The sequence below is a fragment of the Methylobacterium dankookense genome (assembly GCF_902141855.1).
GTDB classification, from domain to species: domain Bacteria; phylum Pseudomonadota; class Alphaproteobacteria; order Rhizobiales; family Beijerinckiaceae; genus Methylobacterium; species Methylobacterium dankookense.
Map to the genome: position 1 here is coordinate 14,036 of NZ_CABFVH010000006.1, position 19,860 is coordinate 33,895.

Annotated in this window: 14 protein-coding genes; 4 read left to right on the forward strand and 10 right to left on the reverse strand. The window is 73.0% G+C overall.

Features of this window, described 5'->3' with window-relative positions; genetic code table 11:
- Positions 1–4: 4 nt before the first annotated feature.
- Both MTDSW087_RS07020 and MTDSW087_RS07025 read left to right on the forward strand, forming a co-directional pair.
- On the forward strand, positions 5–1,792 hold the full coding sequence (locus tag MTDSW087_RS07020; protein WP_144762123.1) for a type I secretion system permease/ATPase: 1,788 nt from the start codon (positions 5–7) through the stop codon (positions 1,790–1,792).
- Entirely contained in the window at positions 1,792–3,174 is a 1,383-nt protein-coding gene (locus MTDSW087_RS07025; RefSeq protein WP_144762126.1) for an HlyD family type I secretion periplasmic adaptor subunit, read from the forward strand. The genes MTDSW087_RS07020 and MTDSW087_RS07025 overlap by 1 nt, the downstream gene beginning before the upstream one ends.
- A 99-nt stretch (positions 3,175–3,273) precedes the next feature.
- On the opposite strand, the gene MTDSW087_RS07030 is transcribed toward MTDSW087_RS07025, so the two are convergent.
- From MTDSW087_RS07030 to MTDSW087_RS07040, 3 genes are all read right to left on the reverse strand, one after another.
- Positions 3,274–3,582 (reverse strand): hypothetical protein, encoded by a 309-nt coding sequence (locus MTDSW087_RS07030; protein WP_144762129.1) that lies wholly within the window; start codon positions 3,580–3,582, stop codon positions 3,274–3,276.
- 169 nt (positions 3,583–3,751) lie between these two features.
- Positions 3,752–4,063: a hypothetical protein gene (locus tag MTDSW087_RS07035; RefSeq protein WP_144762132.1), complete on the reverse strand. Its 312-nt coding sequence runs from the start codon at positions 4,061–4,063 to the stop codon at positions 3,752–3,754.
- Positions 4,064–4,461: 398 nt separating this feature from the next.
- Positions 4,462–5,658: a M23 family metallopeptidase gene (locus MTDSW087_RS07040; RefSeq protein ID WP_144762135.1), complete on the reverse strand. Its 1,197-nt coding sequence runs from the start codon at positions 5,656–5,658 to the stop codon at positions 4,462–4,464.
- A gap of 219 nt (positions 5,659–5,877) precedes the next feature.
- Between MTDSW087_RS07040 and MTDSW087_RS07045 the strand changes: the two genes are divergently transcribed.
- Together MTDSW087_RS07045 and MTDSW087_RS07050 are read left to right on the forward strand one after the other, a co-directional pair.
- Entirely contained in the window at positions 5,878–7,209 is a 1,332-nt protein-coding gene (locus MTDSW087_RS07045; protein WP_186383762.1) for a tetratricopeptide repeat protein, read from the forward strand.
- Between the two features lie 27 nt (positions 7,210–7,236).
- Positions 7,237–7,539, forward strand: coding sequence for a PAAR domain-containing protein (locus MTDSW087_RS07050; protein WP_144762141.1), 303 nt, complete (start codon positions 7,237–7,239; stop codon positions 7,537–7,539).
- A gap of 207 nt (positions 7,540–7,746) precedes the next feature.
- Here the strand turns inward: MTDSW087_RS07050 and MTDSW087_RS31400 are convergent, their stop codons facing one another.
- The 7 genes from MTDSW087_RS31400 to tssK form a co-directional block, all read right to left on the reverse strand.
- Positions 7,747–9,393: a transglycosylase SLT domain-containing protein gene (locus MTDSW087_RS31400; RefSeq protein WP_425324719.1), complete on the reverse strand. Its 1,647-nt coding sequence runs from the start codon at positions 9,391–9,393 to the stop codon at positions 7,747–7,749.
- Positions 9,394–9,396: 3 nt separating this feature from the next.
- A complete protein-coding gene (locus MTDSW087_RS30565) occupies positions 9,397–11,259 on the reverse strand; it encodes a serine/threonine-protein kinase (protein WP_144762144.1) in 1,863 nt (620 codons plus the stop codon).
- Complete coding sequence (locus MTDSW087_RS07065; protein ID WP_144762147.1) at positions 11,259–12,080, reverse strand: PP2C family protein-serine/threonine phosphatase; 822 nt, start codon at positions 12,078–12,080, stop codon at positions 11,259–11,261. The genes MTDSW087_RS30565 and MTDSW087_RS07065 overlap by 1 nt, the downstream gene beginning before the upstream one ends.
- Before the next feature lie 10 nt (positions 12,081–12,090).
- Positions 12,091–12,780: a type VI secretion system-associated protein TagF gene (gene tagF, locus MTDSW087_RS07070; protein ID WP_144762150.1), complete on the reverse strand. Its 690-nt coding sequence runs from the start codon at positions 12,778–12,780 to the stop codon at positions 12,091–12,093.
- Position 12,781: 1 nt separating this feature from the next.
- A complete protein-coding gene (gene tssM, locus MTDSW087_RS07075) occupies positions 12,782–16,405 on the reverse strand; it encodes a type VI secretion system membrane subunit TssM (protein ID WP_144762153.1) in 3,624 nt (1,207 codons plus the stop codon).
- A gap of 105 nt (positions 16,406–16,510) precedes the next feature.
- Positions 16,511–17,980 carry a type VI secretion system protein TssL, long form gene (gene tssL / locus MTDSW087_RS07080; protein ID WP_144762156.1) on the reverse strand — a complete coding sequence of 490 codons (1,470 nt, stop codon included), beginning with the start codon at positions 17,978–17,980 and terminating at the stop codon, positions 16,511–16,513.
- Between the two features lie 175 nt (positions 17,981–18,155).
- Positions 18,156–19,493 carry a type VI secretion system baseplate subunit TssK gene (tssK, locus tag MTDSW087_RS07085; protein WP_144762159.1) on the reverse strand — a complete coding sequence of 446 codons (1,338 nt, stop codon included), beginning with the start codon at positions 19,491–19,493 and terminating at the stop codon, positions 18,156–18,158.
- Positions 19,494–19,860 lie beyond the last annotated feature (367 nt).

The following is a 19,860-nucleotide window of genomic DNA, read 5'->3' on the forward strand; positions in this document are numbered from 1 at the left end:
TAGCGTGATCGCGAACCAGGGACGTGCCGAACTCGTGACGGCGCTGGCGCCGTGCCGGACAGCCTTCCTCGGAACAGGCCTGACGAGCGGGCTCATCAATTTGCTCTACCTGACAGGCTCGTTCTTCATGCTCGAGGTCTACGACCGGGTCATCCCGAGCCGGTCGGTCCCGACCCTCGTCGGGCTGATGGGGCTGGCCCTCGTTCTCTATGTCTTCCAGGGCGCCCTCGAGATGCTGCGCTCGCGGGTCCTCGCCCGGATCGGGGCGAGCCTCGACGAGGCCCTCTCGGGCCGCGTCTTCGATCTCGTGGTGCGCGCGCCCCTCAAGGGGGCGCCCCCGGCCGACGGCCTCCTGCCCCTGCGCGACCTCGATCAGGTGCGCGCCTTCCTCGCGGGCGGCGGCCCCTCCGCCCTGTTCGACCTGCCCTGGCTCCCGGTCTATCTCGCCATCTGCGTCCTGTTCCATCCGCTGATCGGGGCCATGGCGCTCGGCGGCGCCACGGTGCTGGCGCTGCTCACCTGGCTCACCGACCGCGTCACACGCGAGCCCGCCAGGGCCGCCACCGGGCACGGCCTGCGCCGCAACGGCCTCGCCGAGGCCGGGCGGCGCAACGCCGAGGTACTGGCCGCCCTCGGCATGCAGGACCGCCTCGCGGCGCGCTGGGCCGGGGCGAACCGCGAATACATGGACGCGCAGGCGCGGGTGGCGGACGTGGCGGGGGGCATCGGCGCCCTGTCCAAGGTCTTCCGCTTGGCCCTGCAATCGGGCGTGCTCGCGCTCGGCGCCTGGCTGGTGATCCACGACGAGGCGAGCGCGGGGGTGATCATCGCCTCCTCGATCCTGGTCTCGCGGGCGCTGGCGCCGGCCGAGCTCGCCATCGCCAACTGGAAGGGTTTCGTCCAGGCGCGCCAGGCCTGGGCCCGGCTCGCGGAGCTGCTCGCCCGCATCCCGGCCGCCGGGCAGCCGCATGCCCTGCCGCCGCCGTCGCGCGAGCTCACCGTCGAGGGCGTCAGCATCGCCCCGCCCGGCACCCTGCGCGTGGTCGTCCAGGATCTCTCGCTCGGGCTGAAGGCCGGCCAGGGGCTCGGCGTGATCGGTCCCTCCGCCTCGGGCAAGTCCTCGCTGGTGCGCGCGCTCGTCGGCGTCTGGCCGCCGGGCCGCGGCAAGGTCCGCCTCGACGGCGCCGCCCTCGACCAATGGTCGAGCGCCGATCTCGGGCGCCATCTCGGCTACCTGCCGCAGGAGGTCGAGCTGTTCGCCGGCACGATCGCCGACAACATCTGCCGCTTCGAGCCCAAGCCCGACCCCGAGCTGGTGATCGCGGCGGCGCGGGCCGCGGGCGCGCACGCGCTGATCCTGCGTCTGTCCGAGGGCTACGACACCCGCATCGGCGAGGGCGGGGCCGGGCTCTCGGCCGGGCAGCGCCAGCGGGTCGGCCTCGCCCGCGCCCTCTACCGCGATCCGTTCCTCGTGGTCCTCGACGAGCCGAACGCCAATCTCGACAACGAGGGCGAGGCCGCCCTGACCCAGGCGATCCTCGGGGTGCGCCGCCGCGGCGGCATCTGCGTGGTGGTGGCCCACCGCCCGAGCGCGCTGGCGGCGGTCGACCTCGTCCTGATGATGGCCGAGGGCCGCGCCCAGGCCTTCGGGCCGAAGGACGAGGTCTTCCGGCGGGTGCTGCGCCCGGCCCCGGCGCCGGTCCCGACGCCCGATACGGGCGACGATGCGAGAGCCGACGCGAGACTCGACGCGCCGCCCGTCCCGGCGGCCCCCCTGCAGGAGAGCGCCTGATGGCCGTGAGCCTCAACCCGTCCGGGCCCGCCCCGATCCCGCTCGGGGCCCCCCGCGCCGCGCCGGTCGCCCCCACCCTGCCGCGCCCGCGCGCCCACGCCGCGATCCGGCGGCATCTCGCGGTGGCCCTCGGCCTCTCCGCGGTGCTGGTGGTCGGCCTCGGCGGCTGGGCCACGCTGACCCAGATCTCCGGCGCGGTGATCGCCCCGGGCCAGCTCGTGGTCGAGTCCGAGGTCAAGAAGGTGCAGCACCCGAGCGGTGGCGTGGTCGGCGAATTGCGGGTGCACGAGGGCTCGCGGGTGCGGGCCGGCGACATCCTGATCCGCCTCGACGAGACCCAGACCCGGGCCGGCCTCGACATCGTGCTCAAGGCCCTCGACGAGCTCGCGGCGCGCCAGGCGCGCAACGAGGCCGAGCGGGACGGGGCGGCGGCGATCGCCTTCCCCGGCGCGCTCCTGGCGCGCGCCGGCAGCGACCGCACGGTGGCCGACGTGCTGGCCGGCGAGCGGCGGCTCTTCGCCGCCCGCGTGAGCGGGCGCGAGGGCCAGAAGGCGCAGCTGCGCGAGCGCGTGGCGCAGCTCCGGCAGGAGATCATGGGCCTGACCGAGCAGGTCGCCGCCAAGGGGCGCGAGATCGCGCTGATCGGCACCGAGCTGACGGGCGTGCGCGAGCTCTACGGCAAGAACCTCGTGCCCTACGCGCGGGTGACCGCGCTGGAGCGCGACGCGGCCCGCCTGGAAGGCGAGCGCGGCCAGCTCACCGCCTCGATCGCGTCCGCGCGGGGCAAGATCACCGAGACGCAGCTCCAGATCCTGCAGATCGACGGAGACATGCGCACCGAGGTCGGCAAGGATCTCGCCGAGATCCGCGCCAAGTGGTCGGAACTGGTGGAGAAGCGCGTCGCCGCCGAGGACCAGCTCAAGCGCGTCGACCTGCGCGCGCCGCAGGACGGGACGGTGCACCAGCTCACCGTGCACACGATCGGCGGCCTCGTCATCCCGAGCGAGCCGGCGATGCTGATCGTGCCGAGCGCCGACCAGCTCGCCGTCGAGGTGAAGATCCGGCCGCAGGACATCGACAGCGTCCGCGTCGAGCAGCGGGCGATGCTGCGCTTCTCCGCCTTCAACCAGCGCACGACGCCGGAGATCGACGGACAGGTCTCGCGCATCTCGGCCGATGTCAGCCAGGACCCGAAGACGGGGGCGACCTACTACACCGCGCGCATCCAGGTGCCGGAGACGCAGAAGGAGCGCTTGGGGGGCCTGCGCCTGGTGCCGGGCATGCCGGTGGAGGCCTTCCTCCAGCTCGGCGAGCGCTCGGTGCTCAGCTACCTCACGAAGCCCCTCACCGATCAGGTCGCGAAGGCCTGGCGGGAGCGGTAGTCCCGGAGCCTCGCGAACGACGCGGCCCCTGCTCCCGGACGGGAGCGGGGGTGCGCCGCGTTCGGTTCGCGAAGCTGCGCCGCCGGCCGGTGCCTGATCCTAGGCGCGGACCGCCCCGACCTCCGCCTTCACGAAGGCCAGGCAGCGGCTGCGGATGGCGGGGTCGTCGATCCGGATGAAGGCCTGGAGCAGGGTGGCCGCCTCCAGCAGGGCGACCGGCCCGGTCCCCGCGGGGCGCGGCGCGCCGAGGCCGCTGGCCAGGAGCGCCGTCGTCACGTTCAGGGCCGCGGCGACCGCGTCGAGCGACCGCATTGCGGCCTCCGGGAGCGGCACCGAGGGGGGAATCCCCGCCTCCGCCCGCCGCGCGCTGTCGTCACCCTTGGGGAGATCCGGATCGGCGTAGCCCATGGCTCACGTCCCTGGCGGCTCGGCGCCGCCGCATGGTTTCCGGCGGCCTACGGCGAATCCGGTGGTATCCTGTACGCCCTTTGCGCGATCGCGGCCTATGCCCCTGTCAGGCTTTCGGCCGGTAGCGTGAAGACTTTGCGAAGGCGGTCTTGGCAAAGGCGGTCTTGGATCACGCGCCCGTCACCTCGTCGGCGGCGCGCTGGACGAAGGCGAGGCAGCGCTTGCGGGCCTGCGCATCGTCGATCTGGACGAAGGCCTGCAGCAGCGCGGAGGCTTCGAGCAGGGTCGCCGGATCCTCGCTCCCGAGGTCCGCCGTGCCCGTGCGTCCGCCGAGCAGGGCCGTCGTGACGCCGAGCGCCGCCGCGAGCTCGTCCAGGGTGCGCTGCGCGGCCGGCGGAAGCTCGACGGGTGCTTGCCCGCCACTCCCGGACGCGTCCGTCTCGCGGACACTTTCCGGACGGCTCGGATCGGAATGGGACATGTCTGTTCCCCGCTGGCGCTGTTCTCGGTCGCGGGCGCCGGAAGCGCGCGCGTCATGCAAAGGACGGTACGGCCACGTAGTTCGGATTGCATGCAGAAGCGCTAGGCAAGCGGGGCCGATATAACGGAGATGTGATGCTCCGCACGCGCGGTCGGCCGGCACGGCCCCGCTCGGCTGCTCATCGCGACATCAATCGCGGCCGAGCTCCTGAACGGCGAGACCAATATTCCGCTTGAGGTCGCTCGATTCGAAGCGGTCCCGGCTTCGAGCAGGATCCACTTCGCAGACGCCGCTTGAGACCATTTTCCATGATCCTTGGATCGCGGAAAATGGTCTATCACATTGATTGAGCCGCATTTTCTTTCGCGGAACCGGCAACCACTTCCGCGGAAAATGCTCTAATCCGCGGATTCCACAGCGTCCGGATCCGGCGGCGCCTCCGTGCGGGCAGGCGCCCCGAGGAGCTTCGCGCCGGCCGCGAGGAAGCGGCCCGGATCGACCGCGCTGCCGGAGAGGCGCGTCTCGTAATGCAGGTGGGGGCCGGTCGAGCGCCCGGTCGAGCCGACCGCGCCGACCACCGTCCCCGCGGGCACGGCCTGGCCGACGCTCACGCCGATGCTGGAGAGATGGGCGTAGCGCGTGACGAGGTCGTGGCCGTGATCGACCTCGACGAGGTTGCCGTAGCCGCCGCTCTGGGAGGCCGTGACGACGCGCCCGTTGCCGGCGGTGCGGACGAGGGTGCCGACCGGGCTGCGGAAATCCATGCCGGCATGCATCCGGCGCTCGCCCGTGAACGGGTCCTTGCGCAGCCCGAAATTGCTGGAGGTGCTGGAATCGCCCTCGATGGGCGAGCGCACCGGGATCGTGTCGCCGAGGCTGCGCCAGCGCCCGGCCTCGGCCAGCGACGCGTCGGCGGCGGCGAGCGCGCGCCCGAAGGCGTCGCGCGGGGCCGGACCGGGCGGGGCCGCCGCCGGCCCCGGGGTGAGCGCGAGGTGCAGATCGGCCAGGACCGCCCGCACCCGCTCGATCCGCTCGCGGGCGAAGACGGTGAAGCGCTCCGCCAGGCGGAACTGCCGCCCCTCCGTCCGGCCGAGCCGGGTCTCGATCTGCTCGAACTGCTCGCGCAGCGGCTTGCCCGCGAAGCTGCGCTCCACGGCCGCGCCCTTCCGGGCCGGCGGCTGCCGGGCCGGCTCCTCGACCCGGCCGGGCGGCTCGGGCTGGGGCGCGACGCCGCTCGCGAGCGCCCGCTCCAGCGTGGCGGCGAGGGCGGCCTCGCGGTTCTCCAGGTCGACCTGGCGCACGATGATGTCGGCGAGCCGCTCGGCGAGGCCGTCCTGCTCCAGCATCTGGTGGCTCGCCACGCCGACGAGCCGGCGGGTCAGCGCGCGGATCTTGCCCTCGTGCTCCGCCTGCCGGATCGCGGCCTCGTCGGTCAGCCGCACCACCGCGCCGTATTGCGTGACGGCGAGATAGGTGGCCGGCACCGCCCAGACCGCGCAGAGCGCGAGCAGGATCCAGGGCAGGGGGCCCGAGCCGCGCTCGGCGGACCGCGCGGCGCGCGCGGGCGGACGCCTCCGGCTTCTGCTCAATGTCACGTGTCGCCCTCATGGACGGCGGCCGCCGCGTCGGCGGCGGGATGCGTTCGGCCGATGGATGGTCCCGCCGCTCTTACAGCATGACCAATGCCTCGAGCCAGCAAGACCAATGCCTTGAGCCACAGGCGCCTCCGGCCGTGTCTGTGTTTCGCGGCCCCGATTGCATTGACCCCGTCCGAAAGCCGGAAGACAATTCGCGCCGACGAGACGGAGACTGTCATGGACACGGCCAGCGGCAGCCCCGAATCCGGCGGGTCGGCGGATTCGCTGAGCCTCGACGAGGCCCTCGAGATCGCCGCGCGGGCCCACAGGGCGGGCGACGTGCCGGTGGCGGAGGCGCTCTACGGCCGCATCCTCGCGGTGGCGCCCGACCACGCCGTCGCGCTCCACTTCTACGGCGTGCTCCACCACCAGACGAACCGGCCGCGCGAGGCGGTCCAATTGATCCGCCGCTCCATCGAGATCGAGCCGGAGGATCCGAGCGCGCACATCAACCTCGGCAACGTGTTCTTCGAGCTCGACCGGCCCGATCTCGCGGTGAAGGCCTACAACACGGCGATCCTGCTCGAGCCCGACGAGATCGACGCGCGCAACAATCTCGGTGTCGCCCTGCGCGTCCTGCGCCGGCCGGAGGAGGCGGAGGCGATCTACCGGGAGGCGATCGAGCTCGATCCGCAGCACCGCGACGTCTGGAACAATCTCGGGCGCCTGCTGGGGAGCCAGGGGCGGATCCAGGAGGCGATCGCCTGCCACGCGCGGGCGCTGGAGCTGGAGCCGGCCGATGCCGGCACCCGCCGCTTCCTCGTGGCGGCCTATGCCGCGACGCGCGAGCACGACCGGGCGCTGGCGATCCTGCGGGACTGGCTGCGCGAGGAGCCCGACAACCCCTCCGCGCAGCATCTCGTCGCGGCGATCTCCGGCGAGAACGTCCCCGCGCGCGCCAGCGACCGCTACGTCACCGCCTTGTTCGACGGGTTCGCCTCGAGCTTCGACCACAAGCTCGCCCGCCTCGACTACCGCGCGCCGACCCTCGTCGCCGCCGCGGTCGACGCCGTGCACGCGCCCCGCGGCGACCTCGCCGTGCTGGATGCCGGCTGCGGGACCGGCCTGTGCGGCCCGGCGCTTCGGGCCCATGCCCGCGAACTGGACGGCGTCGACCTGTCCGAGCGGATGCTCGACAAGGCGCGCCAGCGCGGCTGCTACGACCGCCTCGAGGCGGGCGAGCTGACCCAGTACCTGCGCGACCGGCCGGGCGCCTACGACGTCGTCGTCTCCGCCGACACGCTCTGCTATTTCGGCCCCCTCGAGGCGTTCGGCGAGGCCGCGGCCGGCGCGCTCCGTCCGGGCGGGCATCTCGTGTTCAGCGTCGAGGAGAGCGACGGCCCGGACTTCGTGCTGCACCCGCATGGCCGCTACAGCCACGCGCGCGCCTATGTGGAGCGCGCGCTGACGGAGGCCGGGTTCCGGATCGAATCGATCGGCTCCGAGGGCCTGCGCATGGAGCGCGGCGAGGCGGTCCAGGGCCTCATCGTCACCGCCCGCAAGCTCTGAACGCCCCCCCACCCGACAGGTCGCCCCATGGGAAAGCCCGCCGCCCGCATCACCGACATGCACACCTGCCCCATGGTCACGGGCGTGGTGCCCCATGTCGGCGGCCCGATCACCGCGCCCTGCTGCCCGACCGTGCTGATCGGGAAGCTGCCCGCGGCGCGGGTCGGCGACATGGCGATCTGCGTCGGCCCGCCCGACGTGATCGTCCAGGGCTCGCCCACCGTGCTCATCGGCGGCCAGATGGCGGCGCGGATCGGCGACATGACCTCCCATGGCGGCGTGATCGTCGTGGGGCTGCCCACCGTGCTGATCGGCGAATCCGCGGGCTGAGGCCGCTTCCGGTCGATCGGACAGGCCGCTCGCGGCCTCCCCTCCCCCTTGCGGGGAGGGGCAAGGGGGTGGGGGTGGTTCAGGATGAGGCGTGGCGGTGCCTCCTGCAGCACCCCCACCTCCGGCTCCTCCCCGCAAGGGGGAGGAGAGCCCCGTCGCGAACCGAAGCGATCGATTGATTTCCGTTGAAGGTCTGCGACGAGACCGTCACCGCCCCGCCGCGCCCGGCGCGACCTGGGTCTCGGGGCCGGTCGGCACGCTCACCGTCTTCACGCTGCGGTAGCGGTCGAGGCGGAGCGAGATCATCGTCTCGAACTTGCTGCGGACCTCGGCCACCGAGAGGCCCTTCGCGCCGCCATCGCTCCCGGTGCCGTAGAAGATCGGCTTGTTGGCCGCCGCCGGCTTCGGCAGCAGGTCGGCCGCCACCGTGTCGGGCTTGCGGGTGATCTCGTCGATCATGCGCTCGGCGCCGTCCGGCCCCAGGAAGTGGACGAGGTAGACCTCGCCGCCGGTGAGGTTGCGGCCGATCCGCTTGGCGATGCGCAGGCTGTCGCGCTTCAGCATCTCCGCGGCGAGCACCGCCGAGAGGTAGGGGTCGCGGCGCAGGTCGAGGATCCGGGCGCGCTGCGCGCCGACATCGCCGCTCGCGATGAGGGCCGCCTCCTTGTCCAGGCCGTAGCGGGGGCCGAACTCGCGCACCACGCCGAGCCAGGTCTTCTCGATGAACTGGTACAGGCCCGAGGCCGACGAGGTCTGCGCCTGCGCCTCCGTCTTGAAGCTCGATTCCTTGTCCGCGATCGCCATCAGCAGGACCGGGTCGACGCTCGTGACGCGGGAGGCCCGCACGATCTTCTCCACGAGGTAGCGGCGGATGCGCATGGGCCCGAAGACGAGAAGCTCGTCCGGGTTGCGCGGGCCCTTGCCCTCCAGCTCGCGCGCCAGCGCCGTGTAGGCGGCGAGCTCCGGCCGGTTGCCGGCCCGCGCCTGCACGGCGCCGATATCGCCGTCGACCAGCGACTTGCCGGCATCGGCCGAGAGCTTCACCGCGGGCGGCGCCACGGGCTGCGCGCCGGAGAGCACCACGGCGTCGCCCGAGCCGGGCCGCGGCGCGATGCGGATGGAGGAGGCGAGCGGGGAGTTCGGCTGCGCATCGACGTCGGTGACGTCGTAGAGCTGCGCCGCGAGATCGGGACTCACCAGGATGACGGGCTTGTCCTCGCCGAGGCTGAGGATGGCGGTGGCCTGAGCGACCTCCTCGTCGGGCTCGGGGCTCTGCGGCACGATCAGCCAGCCGATCCCGGCCCCGACCAGCATCAGCACGGCGATGGCGGCGAGGCCGAGGAAGGGCCGGTGCTCGACCTGCGCGAAGACCGCGCTCGCACGCAGCGATTCCCACAGGGTCTCGCGATCGGTCGAGGCCCGGAGCGTGGGCCGGAGATGGGTGGCCGCGCGGCGGGCGGCGACGAAGGCCGCGATCTCCGGAAACCAGCGCGCGTCGGTCGTCGGGTCGGTCGCGGCCTTGAGCCGCCGGATCCCCGCCTCGACCTCGGCCGCCGCGCGCCGGTCGAGGCCGAGGCGGCCGCGCAGGGCCCGCGCCCCCGCCTTCTCCCGCGCGACGAGGTCGATGGCCAGGAACCACTCCACCAAGGCGGGGCGCCCCTTGGCGAAGGGCGTGCCCTGGCAGGGGAAGACCTTCAGGCCGCAGGAGCGGCAGGAGAAGGCCCGGTTGCGGCTCTCCCGCTGGAAGCCCTGGCGGCTGCCGCAGGCGGCGCAGGGCGCGTCGCCGAAGCGCAGCCGCATCACCTCGTCGAGGCAGGTCTCCTCGGTCAGGTGCGGGTCGGCTGCGCCGCGCATGGCTCAGTTCCAGACCTTGATCAGGCGCACGGCGAGGCCGAGCCCCGAGCCCGGCCGGCCCAGCTCCTGCGCGAGATTCGTCAGGATCGCATCGCTCCCGGATTGCGCGCTGCCCGTGGCGATCGGCGTCCGGCTTCCGACGGCGAGGATGAGCTGCGACCGTCCGTTGCCGGCGGGCGGAACCTCCAGGCGGACCGCGAAACTCGCCTGCCGGCCCGAGCGCTTCAGGTAGCGGGCGAGGTCGTGCACGGAGCCGTCGCGCTCGACCAGGAGGAGGGTGATCTCCGGCGCCTCGCCGAGTTCCACGGTGCCGCGCAGCTCCTCGCCGCTGCGCAGCCGGTCGCCGTCGAGCCGGAGCTTGGGCACGTTGGTCGGCCGGAGCTGCGCCTGCCGCGCGAGCAGGTCGACCACCGGGCACTGGCCGCGCTCGATCTGCCGGAGCTGGATCTTGGCTTCGAAGCCGAAGGTCCGCCGGAAGGCCTCGTCGAAGTCCTGGAACGGCCGCGCGGTGGTCCCGTAGGCCTCGACGACCGCCTCCTGGCCGCTGACCGTCGTCGGGTTGAGGAAGAAGCACTCGCCGCCGCGATAGCTGCGGATATAGGCGGCGACCTGCTCCATGGTCGTCCCGCCCGGGCCGGTCGCATCGGGCTTCGGCTCGGGCTTCGGCTCGGGCTTCGGCTCGGGCTTCGGCTCGGGCTCGGGCGGCGCGGGGCGGGGCTGCGAATCGGCCGGCGGCTGCCGTCCGGTCTCCGGCTGGGAGCTCGGCCGCGGCGGCGCGGGCGGCGGGGCCTCCTCCTTCGGAGGCTGGGGCGGCGGCGCCGTGCGCTCGCGCGGCTCCTCGCGGCGCTCCTTCAGGATCTCGCCGGTTTCGGGGGCCGGGGCCTGCGGGCCGCCCGTCCCGAGCAGGGCGACGGCCGCGATGCCGCCGGCGAGCGCGAGCGCCACGCCGCCGATCGCGAGCCCCTTGCGGCCGCGCTTCGCGCCGGACGGGCCGGCCGGACGCGGCGCGAGCCGGGTTGCCGGCACCTGCCAGGCCTCGATCTCGGCCATGCTCGCCGGGCGCATGCGCGGGTCGGGCCGCAGCATGGATTCGAGGAGCGGGACCAGCCGCGGGTCGATGCCGGTGAGGTCGGGAACGGCGGAGCGCTTGGCGATGAAGGCGGCCGGGTGGTCGCCCATGTCGAGGGCGCGCCCGAGGCTCGCCTGCGCCAGGACCAGGCCGAGGCTGTAGATGTCCGAGCGCGGGGTGATCTCGCCGCCCTGCAGGCCGAGCTGCTCCGGCGAGGCATAGGCGTACTTGCCGGCGAAGCCGTCGCCGATCACCGTCTGCGTCGCGGCGAGCCGCGCGATCCCGAAATCGATGAGCTTCGCCCGCGCCGGGTCGGCCGCGGGCAGGATGATGTTGTCGGGCGTGACGTCCCGGTGGACGATCCCCGCCTCGTGCGCCGCGGCGAGGCCGCCGGCGAGGCGCCGCCGCAGGACCTCGACGGCCTCGTAGTCGAGGGGCCCGCGCCGGAGCCGGTCGGCGAGGGATTCGCCGACGACGTACTCCATCGCGAGATAGGGGAGGCCGAGCTGGCGGTCGACGGAGAACACGTAGTACCGCACCACCGCGCCGTGGTGCAGGTTGTGGAGCGCCGAGGCCTCCTTGCGGAAGAGGGCGAGCGCCTGGGCGTTCTCGGCGAACTCCGTGCGCATGACCTTGATCGCCACCGGGTCGCCGGTCTCGATCGCGTGGCCGCGGAACACCTCGCCCATGCCGCCGACGGCGACCAGCGCGTCGATCTCGTAGAGATCGTTGAGCCGCGTGCCGGGGCCGACCCGGCTGCCGGTGCGCAGGTCCACGATCGTGCGGTCGGCCGCCATCAGGAGGCTCCTCCGCCCGCGGGACGGACGGGCAGCATCACGGTCGCCGGGCTGGCGGCGGCCGGGCGGCCCGCCGGCTCGCCGTGGTCGCTGCAGCGGATGACGACGACGGTGACGTTGTCGGAGGCGCCCCGCTCGAGGGTGAGGTCGACGAGCGCCGCGCAGGCCCATTGCGGCGCCGAGGTGCCGGCGGCCAGCAGGATGTCGCGGTCCTCCACATGGCCGGTGAGCCCGTCCGAGCAGAGCACGAAGATGTCGCCGGTCATCACCTGGCCCTGCTCCAGGTCCATCTCCGGGCGGTCGCGCACCCCGACCGCCCGGGTCAGCACGTGCCGGCGCGGCCAGGCCGCCATCTCCGCCGCCGAGAGGATGCCGCGCTCGAACAGGTCGCGCCCCTCGGTATGGTCGCGGGTGAGCTGCTCGATGGCCTCGCCGCGGATGCGGTAGACGCGGCTGTCGCCGGACCACAGGCAGGCGAAGTCGCGCCCGAAGATCAGCAGCACCGCCGCGGTCGAGCCGACCACGCAACTGCGGGCGAGGCCCGCGCTCCGCAGCACGGCGTTGGCGCGCAGGATCCGGTCCTCGAAGCGCGCCATCAGGTCCGCGGCCGAGACGGCGGCGCCGATCGAGGCGAGAGCCCCGACGACGGTGCTGCTGGCGAGCGCCCCGTCCTCGTGCCCGCCCATGCCGTCCGCGACGGCGAAGACCCCGATCTCGGGCGCGACCAAGCAGCAATCCTCGTTCTCGGACCGGACCTTGCCGGGATGGCTGAGGCTGCCGCACTCGATCTGCAGCAGGTCGATCGGCAGCGTCCCGGTCATGGGGACGTGATCAGATGGCGACCGCATCGAACTGCCCCGTCAGGAAGCCCGCGAAGAGGTAGGGGTCGGGAAGGCCCCGCGCGGTGAGCGCGAGGGCCGGGAACCCGGAGCCCCCGACGGTCCACCAATAGCTCATTCCCGCATGCAGGCCCGCATGGGCCAGCGGGCGCAGCCGGTTCAGGGCGGCGGCGAAGTCGTTGCCCTCGGCCGGCGCGATCAGCGCGCCCCCGCGCAGGCGGCGCGCCCCGGCCGTCGGCGCGGGCAGGCCCGAGGGCATCGCGTCGGGCAGGGCCGCGAGGCCGGCCGTGACCGCATCGAAGGCGGCGCCGTCCGAGAGGGTGGACAGGAGGAAGGCCTCCGCCTGGCCGAACCAGCCCTCGAAGGGCTCGAGCTCGGGCGGCGGCAGGCTCTCGGCGCCCTCGCCGCGGCAGAGGAGCGACAGGGGGAAGTAGCGGCCGATCCCGTCCGCCGAGGGCATGAAGGCGCCGAGCACCGGCTCGCCCGCGATGCCGGCGCCCAGCCAGAAGCGCCAGATCGGCGCGCGCAGATAGGCCTCGGTCCAGCCCTCGCCGAGATGCTGGCGGCTCGCCGAGAGGCCGCCCTGGATCCAGGGCTCCCAGGCGTTGAGGAGGGCGCGGGGCATGGCGAGGGCGACGAAGTCGCGCTTGGCCGGGAGCTTGCCGTAGAGGCCGCAGGGCATGTCAGATCCCCGTGGGACAGCGGAACTCGCGGAGGGCGGGCAGCGCGAGGGGGTTCTGCAGGGTGTTCACGCCGAACTTGTAGGAGATCTGGCGCGACCCCGCATTCAGCGTCGCGACGACGGCGTCGCCCTGCTTCAGCACCGAGCCCGAATCGAGCAGCCGGAACAGGGACCACGCCCCGGTCTTCTCCACGACGGTGGTGGGCGCGCTCGACGTGCCGAAGAAGCTCGGCGGGCTCTCGATCTGCAGCACGGTCCGGCCGGGTACGGCCGGGCCCGGCCATTGCACGGCGGTGGGCGTGGCGACGCCGCCCTGCATGGCCACGACGCTGCCGTTCACGTCGAGCTTGGCCTGGCCCGCATCGCCCGTCTGGGTGAGCGGCGTGACGGAGAAGGTGACGGCGGGCATGGTGCCGCCCGTGGAGAAGAAGGCCTCGCGGATCTCGGCGGCGCGCTGGAACTCGCGGAGCGTCGCCGCCGAGAAGCCGCGCGCCACCTGATCGTCGACCCGCCACGCCCATTGCGGGCGCGAGCGGTCGGCCCGGGCCGCGAGGTTCTGGGTGAAGAAGCGGTCGAAGCTGCCGTTCGGGCCGAACAGCTTGGCGAAGTCGGCGAGCGGCACCTCGCGGTCGCTGCCGCGGGTGAAGGGGTAGCGGTTCATCGCGATCTGCTGGCAGTCGCGGATCACCTCGTCGGCGAGCGCCTTGCCGAGCTGCGAGAGGGCCGCGCCCGTGGCGCTGCCCTCGAACTCGGCGGCGATCTGGCGGATCATCGGCTCGAACGGGGCGGGGAAGCGGGCGGCGAGCGCGCGCAGGGCCGCGGTCTGGGTCACCAGGGTGTTGTTGGCCGCCGCCGCCTGGCTCGGATTCGTCGCCTCCAGCGCCGCGTTCTTGATCTCGTTGAGGATCGCGATCAGCGCGTCGGTGGTGCGCCGGCCCGCATCGCCCTCGGTGAGCACGTGGAACGGGCGGAAGGCGGCCTCGATATTGGCGCCGGGCGCCTGCGCCGCCCCGGCGAAGCGGTCGACCGGCGCCATGCCGGTGGCCGAGATCGCATTGCCGGCCGTGGCGCGGCCGAGCGCGACCGCCGCGTCGCCGGTGCCGGAGGGCATCGCCGCGCCGATGCGCTGCTCGGCGGATTTCACCACCGCGCCGATCGCCGCCTTCTTGGCCTGATCGGTGGCGCTCACCGGCCGCTCGCGGGTGAGGCGCGTCTCGTCGCGGATCGATTCGATGATCTGCCGCAGCGGCGAGGTCGGCGCCGCGATCGCCTGGAGGGCGAGGTAGCGCGGCTTGTCGGCGGCGAGCGGGCGCAGCTTCAGCTTGCGGAGCGCAGCGGTCCAGCTCTGCTGGAACTCGCGGGCGTAGAGCTTGAGCAGGTCGCCGAACAGAGCTCCGTACTGCGCGCGGTAGGCCGGCTGCTCGCCGGCGGCGCCGAGCACCCAGCGGTCGCGCTCGGCGATGTCGGCGGCGTCGCCGAAGCGGTCGATGAAGGCGTCGAGGAAGCCGTCATAGGTGAAGAAGAACGGCACCCGCACGCTGTCGAGGTCGGCCCCGCCCGCCGCCTCGAAGACGAGGCCGGCATCGGGCCCGGCGGCCTTCGGCACCGTCCAGTCGCGGGCGGTGGCGGGCCGGGCCTCGGACTTCAAGATCTCGTAGGTGCGCTCGGCGATGCTGAGCCGGGCGAGGGTGCGCTGGCAATCCTCGACGAGGGCCTGGTTCACCGAGACCAGGGGGGTGCTGCCGTCGTCGAGATCCAGCATCGCCTGGAGGTGGTCCTCGAGGAGCTGGCGCCCGCGGGCGAAGCCGGCGCCCGGATAGAGGTTCTCGGCCCAGTCCCGGCGGAACCACGCGACGACGAGGTTGCGGTCGAGGGGCGCCTCGGTCCGGCCGCCGAGCATCAGGTAGACCTTCAGCGCCTCGTAGACGAAGCCGGGATTGGCGCGGTTGGCCTCGAGCTGCTCCTCCAGGCGGAAGATCAGGCGCGGCCGGAACAGGCGCTCCAGGCCGGCCCGGTAGCTCGTCTCGGCGGCCGAGCGCAGGCGGGGCCGCTGGCTCAGGCCGAAGGTCGCGAGGATCGGCTCGCCCTCGTCGCGGGTCGCGTAGCCGGTCGGCAGGTAGCGCAGCGCGTTGAGGAGCGGCAGCACCTTCGAGAAGTTGCGGTCGGCGACCACCGGCTCGCGCAGGATCTCGGCGGCGTCCGCGCGGTACTTGCCGGTCAGGCCGTTGGTGAGCGCGACGAGCTGGCCGTTGCGCAGGAAGCTCGTCCACCACAGCCCGACGAGGATCGCCGCGGCGAGCGCCAGCCCGGAATAGGCGGCGAGCCGCAGGAGGTTCGAGCGCCGCATGGCCGCGCGGTTGGTGGAGACCCAGCCCGCCTCGCCGATCACGACCTTCCGCAGGAGGTCGGTGAGGAAGTAGCTCTTGCCCCGGCCCGAATAGGCGGAGGCCGCGACGTCCTGCGAGCCGAAGCTGCGCGAGAGCGCGCCGATGAGCTGGTCGATCGGCGTGCCCTCCTGGGTGCCGGAGGTGAAGTAGAAGCCGCGCAGCGTCGCGTTCACGTGGAAGCGGCTCGGCTCGAACACCCGGCCGAGGAAGTCGACCACCCGGCCGCGGATCGCCGCCACCTGGCTCGGGAAGCCGAACAGCACGACGCGGGCGGTGGGCGCCACCTCGTCCTGCAGCCGGTCCGGCAGCCATTCGTTGAGCCGCTCGACCAGGGCGTCGAACTCGGCCGGCACCTCGCCGACCATGTTGCGGGTCTTCTCCGTGGTCTGGAAGGTGTGGCCCCAGACCATCTGCCGCTCGGCCTCGGAGAGCTGGCCGAAGAACTCGGTGAAGCCGGCGACGAGGTCGGCCTTGGTGAAGACCACGTAGACGGGGAAGTCGACCTTCAGGTGCTCGTGCAGCTCCACGAGGCGGCTGCGCACCGCGGAGGCGTGGGCCTCGATGCCCTCCTCGCCGCCGGTGAGCAGGTCCTCCAGGCTGATCGCCACGAGCACGCCGTTGATCGGCTGGCGCGGCCGGGTCCGGTGCAGCAGGTCGAGGAAGGCGAGCCAGCTCGCCCGGTCGCCCTTGGGGGAGGAATCCTGCGTGGTGTAGCGGCCGGCCGTGTCGATGAGCACGGCGTCCTCGGTGAACCACCAGTCGCAGTAGCGGGTGCCGCCGAGGCCGGCCACGGCCTCAGGGGTGCGGCCCTTGGCCAGCGGGAACTTCAGGCCGGAGCGCACGAGGGCGGTGGTCTTGCCCGCCCCCGGCGGGCCGATGATGATGTACCAGGGCAGGTCGTAGAGGGTGCTGCCCTTGCCGCCGCGCGCCTTCTTCAGGGTGGCGAGCGCGTCGGCCATGCGCTCCTTGAGGGTCTCGCCGTCCCCCGCCTCGGCCTCGCTGCCGGCGATCTCGGTCTGGAGCTCCCGCGTCGCCTTGTGGCGCTTGTAGAGGTCCCAGGCCACCACGCCGATGACGGCGAGGAGCACCAGGGCGCAGAGCATCGCGCGCAGCCACGCGGCCTCCAGCGGCCGGACGTCGGCCACCGCCAGGAGCGGCCCCGCCCACCAGATCAGGACCGACAGGCAGATCCCGCCGAGAACGAGCGCCGTGTTGCGCAGCCAGGCCTGGAGCGTCATGACCCCGAAACCCCAAAGCGTCCGTGCCCGGCGGCGTCGCCCCGGGCGCGGCCCATGCGCGTCCCCACGCGCTTCTCCCCCGCCTCGCCCCGCATCGCGGCCTCCTCAGCGCTCCCGCGGAACGACGATGTCGACGCGCCGGTTGCGGGCACGGCCCTCCGGCGTCTTGTTGCTGGCGATCGGCACGTCCGACCCCTTGCCCTCGATCGCGACGCGGTCGGGCTTCGACAGGCCGGCCTTGAGGATGTCGGCGACCGCCTTGGCCCGCGCCTCCGACAGCACGAAGTTCGAGGGAAAGCGCACCGTCTTGATCGGGATCGCGTCCGTGTGGCCGACCACCTTGATCGGCCCCGTCTGCTTCTCCAGCAGGGTGGCGAGGCGCTGCAGCAGGCCGGTGAAGGCGGGCTTCACGCGGGCATCGGCCGGCGGGAACAGGGCCGCGGCGAGGCGCAGCACGACCTGGTTGCCGGACTCGATCACCACGACCGAGCTGTCGTTGATCTCCGCCTTCAGCGCGTCCTGGAAGCGGCCGGCCTGGCTCTCGGGCGGCGGCGGCGGCGGGGGTGGCGGCGGAGCGTAGACCCGGCGCTGGATGCCGATCTCGCTGGTCGGGTGGAGGAGGGCGAGTTCCGTCGCCGTCGCCTCGGCATTGCCGGTGAGGAGCGTGCGCAGCAGCAGGAACAGGCCGAGCAGCACCGCGCCGACCACCGCGACCGAGGCCCAGAGCGGGACCTGGAAGCGCATCGCCTCCGGCGCGATCGCCTGGCCCTGCCAGCGCGGCGAGAGCTCGCGGCTCTGCGCGCGGGTGCGGCGCAGGAGCTCGTAGAGGTTGCGCTGGATCTGCTGGAGGGCCGCCGCCCCGCCGCCGCTGGTGCGGTGCATGCCCTGGAAGCCGACGCCGAGGCAGGCGTGGATCAGCTCCAGCAGGTGGTAGTTGCCGCCCGGGTCGAGCTTCGCCTTCTCCAGCTCCTCGAAGAAGCGCACGCCGCCGACCCGCTCGCCGAAGAAGCGGCTGAGCATGCTGTACTGGGCCCAGACGTGGCGCTCGTCGGTGGGGATGTTCTGCACGATGTCGTCGGCGGTGGCGCAGACGATGTACTTGGCCGCCCGCACCTGCTCGGCCGAGGCGCCGCTCCCGCGCGTCTCCTTCTCGAAATCCTCGATGCTGGCGGCGACCTGCTCCATCAGGTTCGAGAACGAGGCGGTGGCGAGCTGCACGCGCAGCCGCCCGAGCAGGAGCAGGAGGGGCGCGGCGGCGCGCAGGAACGGGTTGGTGTTGGGCGCCACCACCACGTCGCGCTTCATCACCAGGGCGCGCTGGCGCTCGACCGGCTCCGGCGGGGGGCGGCGCGCCGAGAAGTCGGAATTCGCCCAGTCGTCCTGCCCGTCGGCGGTGGAGGGCTGGGCGGAAGGCGGAGCGGGGCGCTGCGGCTGCGGATAGGGGACGGGCTGGAACGGCTGCGGGGCCGGCGCCTGCGGCGGCAGCGGGGCCGCGGGCGCCTCGGCCGGCCGGCGCCGCCCGCCGGGATCCGGCAGGATGATCGTCCGGTCGCTGCGGCCGAAGGGGTCGTTCACGGCGGCCCTCCCCCGGCAGGAGCGCTCTCCACAGCGCTCTCCGCCGAAGCGGATACCGGTTCGGCGAAAGAGAGCGCGTCAAACCAAGGACCCGAAGCAGCGCTCTCCGCCGAAGCGGATCCCGGCTCGGCGCATGCAAGTGCGCCGGAGCGGATCAGGCCTCGGCGCGGCGCGCTCACCGCCGCCCCTCCAGCACCGCCCACAGCTCCAGTTCGAGCTGCGGCCAGTCGCCCGAGAAGTGCATGCCGACCGAGCTCGCCACCGAGAATTCGGGCCAGAGCGGCGATTGCCGGTCGAGCAGGAAGTAGACGTGGTCGGTGATCGCCCGGATCTGCGGCGGCGGGGTCGGCAGGTGGACGAGGGGCACGCCCGGCAGGTGGGCGTGCACGATCTCGTTCATCTTCGTGTTGGGGCCGACCTTGAACAGGTGCGGGAACTGCGCCTGGATCTCGGTCAGCGGCCGGCGCGCCGCGACCTCGAGCACGAGGCTCGCGTTGCGGAACAGGTTGCGGTCGCGGATCATCGAGACGAAGGCGTTGGGCGCACGCTCGATGATCTCCAGGCGGATGGCGCGGCGGCCGAGCTGCGCCGAGAGGAAGTCCTGGATGTCGCGCAAAAGCGGCGCGAACACCTTCTCGAGGTCGTCGTGGTCGTAGGGCGGGTAGGTGCGGGCGCGCCGCTCCGCGGTGGTGAAGGTCGCGAGCTCGCCGGCCAGCCGCAGGAACTCCTCGAAGAGGCGCTCGGGATGGACGAAGCGGGACTGCTCGAAATGCTGGAGCACCGGGATGTGCCGGTTGAGCACCTGCAGGATGAAGTAGTCGGCGCTCTGCAGGCCGCCGCCCGCGGTCGGGTCGGCGGCGTAGCGGGCGAGTTCCTCCAGCTTGTTCTCGACCCAGCCGATCACCCGCTCGATCCAGCCATGGACCACCGGGTGGCTCGCGCTGGTGAGGACCGGCGGCGCGAAGGTCTCGTCGAACACGATGGCGCGGTCGCGCACCTCGACGATGCGGGCGATCGGCAGGCCGACATAGCCGGGCTTGGCCGTCTTGCGCAGCTCGTAGGCGAGGCGGGGCTGGGCCACCTCGATCTCCTCCTCGATGCGCAGGGCCGAGGTGGTGTCGATCAGGCGCACGCTGGCGGGCACGAAGCGGCTCGCGCTCTCGGCCTCGGCCGCCTCGACCTCGCGGGTGTTCGGCGCCCCGACCGGCAGGGTCAGCCAGACCACGTACTTGCCGGCGTTCTCCGGCACCTCGATCGGCGGGGGCGGCGGCGATTCCGCCGGGATGTCGAAGGGCGTGCCGTCCGGCATGATGCCGGTGGCGCGGCGCAGGGCGAACTTGCTCTGCTGGGCGAGGTCGCGGTCGATCTCGAGGGTCGAGAACCCCCACGGATAGGGGGTGACGTGGCGCGTCCGGCTCTCGACCAGCCCCTCGACGTAGCGGTCGCTCTGCTGAAGATGATGCGGCCGAAGGAACAGCCCCTCGGTCCAGACCACCTTGCTACGCCAAGACATCGCTGCCAGCTCTCCCGGTGCAAAGAGGCGCCGACGCGCGACGCCGACGTCTCGCGCGAGACCGCTCCGGGCCCGCCCGTCGCACCCCGTACCGCAGCCGAAGGCATAGCGGCTTTTTCGGACAGGGCCAATGCTCGCCGGCCCCGGCACAGGCTAAATCCCGGAAAAGTCACCACCTATAGGGCGTCCAGCCGCCGCCCGCGCGTTCCGGACCTGTGCACCCCATGCCGCTGTTCAGTACGAACAGCGGCGACACACAGGTGATCGGGCCGATCGGATTGTGTGGCGACGTATTTCGATCGAGGATGTTCGGTTTCCACCGGAAATTCTTCGCGGCATGCCGCGGGGATCCGGCGCGGATACATCG

Bases quoted from the DNA above. Each gene is read 5' to 3' on its own strand.
- MTDSW087_RS30565 (WP_144762144.1), bottom strand. From the start codon at position 11,259: ATGGCGGCCGACCGCACGATCGTGGACCTGCGCACCGGCAGCCGGGTC.
- MTDSW087_RS07025 (WP_144762126.1), top strand. From the start codon at position 1,792: ATGGCCGTGAGCCTCAACCCGTCCGGGCCCGCCCCGATCCCGCTCGGG.
- MTDSW087_RS07045 (WP_186383762.1), top strand. From the start codon at position 5,878: ATGGACACGGCCAGCGGCAGCCCCGAATCCGGCGGGTCGGCGGATTCG.
- MTDSW087_RS07065 (WP_144762147.1), bottom strand. From the start codon at position 12,080: ATGACCGGGACGCTGCCGATCGACCTGCTGCAGATCGAGTGCGGCAGC.
- MTDSW087_RS07050 (WP_144762141.1), top strand. From the start codon at position 7,237: ATGGGAAAGCCCGCCGCCCGCATCACCGACATGCACACCTGCCCCATG.
- tagF (WP_144762150.1), bottom strand. From the start codon at position 12,780: ATGCCCTGCGGCCTCTACGGCAAGCTCCCGGCCAAGCGCGACTTCGTC.
- MTDSW087_RS31400 (WP_425324719.1), bottom strand. From the start codon at position 9,393: ATGCGCGGCGCAGCCGACCCGCACCTGACCGAGGAGACCTGCCTCGAC.
- tssK (WP_144762159.1), bottom strand. From the start codon at position 19,493: ATGTCTTGGCGTAGCAAGGTGGTCTGGACCGAGGGGCTGTTCCTTCGG.
- MTDSW087_RS07035 (WP_144762132.1), bottom strand. From the start codon at position 4,063: ATGTCCCATTCCGATCCGAGCCGTCCGGAAAGTGTCCGCGAGACGGAC.
- MTDSW087_RS07030 (WP_144762129.1), bottom strand. From the start codon at position 3,582: ATGGGCTACGCCGATCCGGATCTCCCCAAGGGTGACGACAGCGCGCGG.
- tssM (WP_144762153.1), bottom strand. From the start codon at position 16,405: ATGACGCTCCAGGCCTGGCTGCGCAACACGGCGCTCGTTCTCGGCGGG.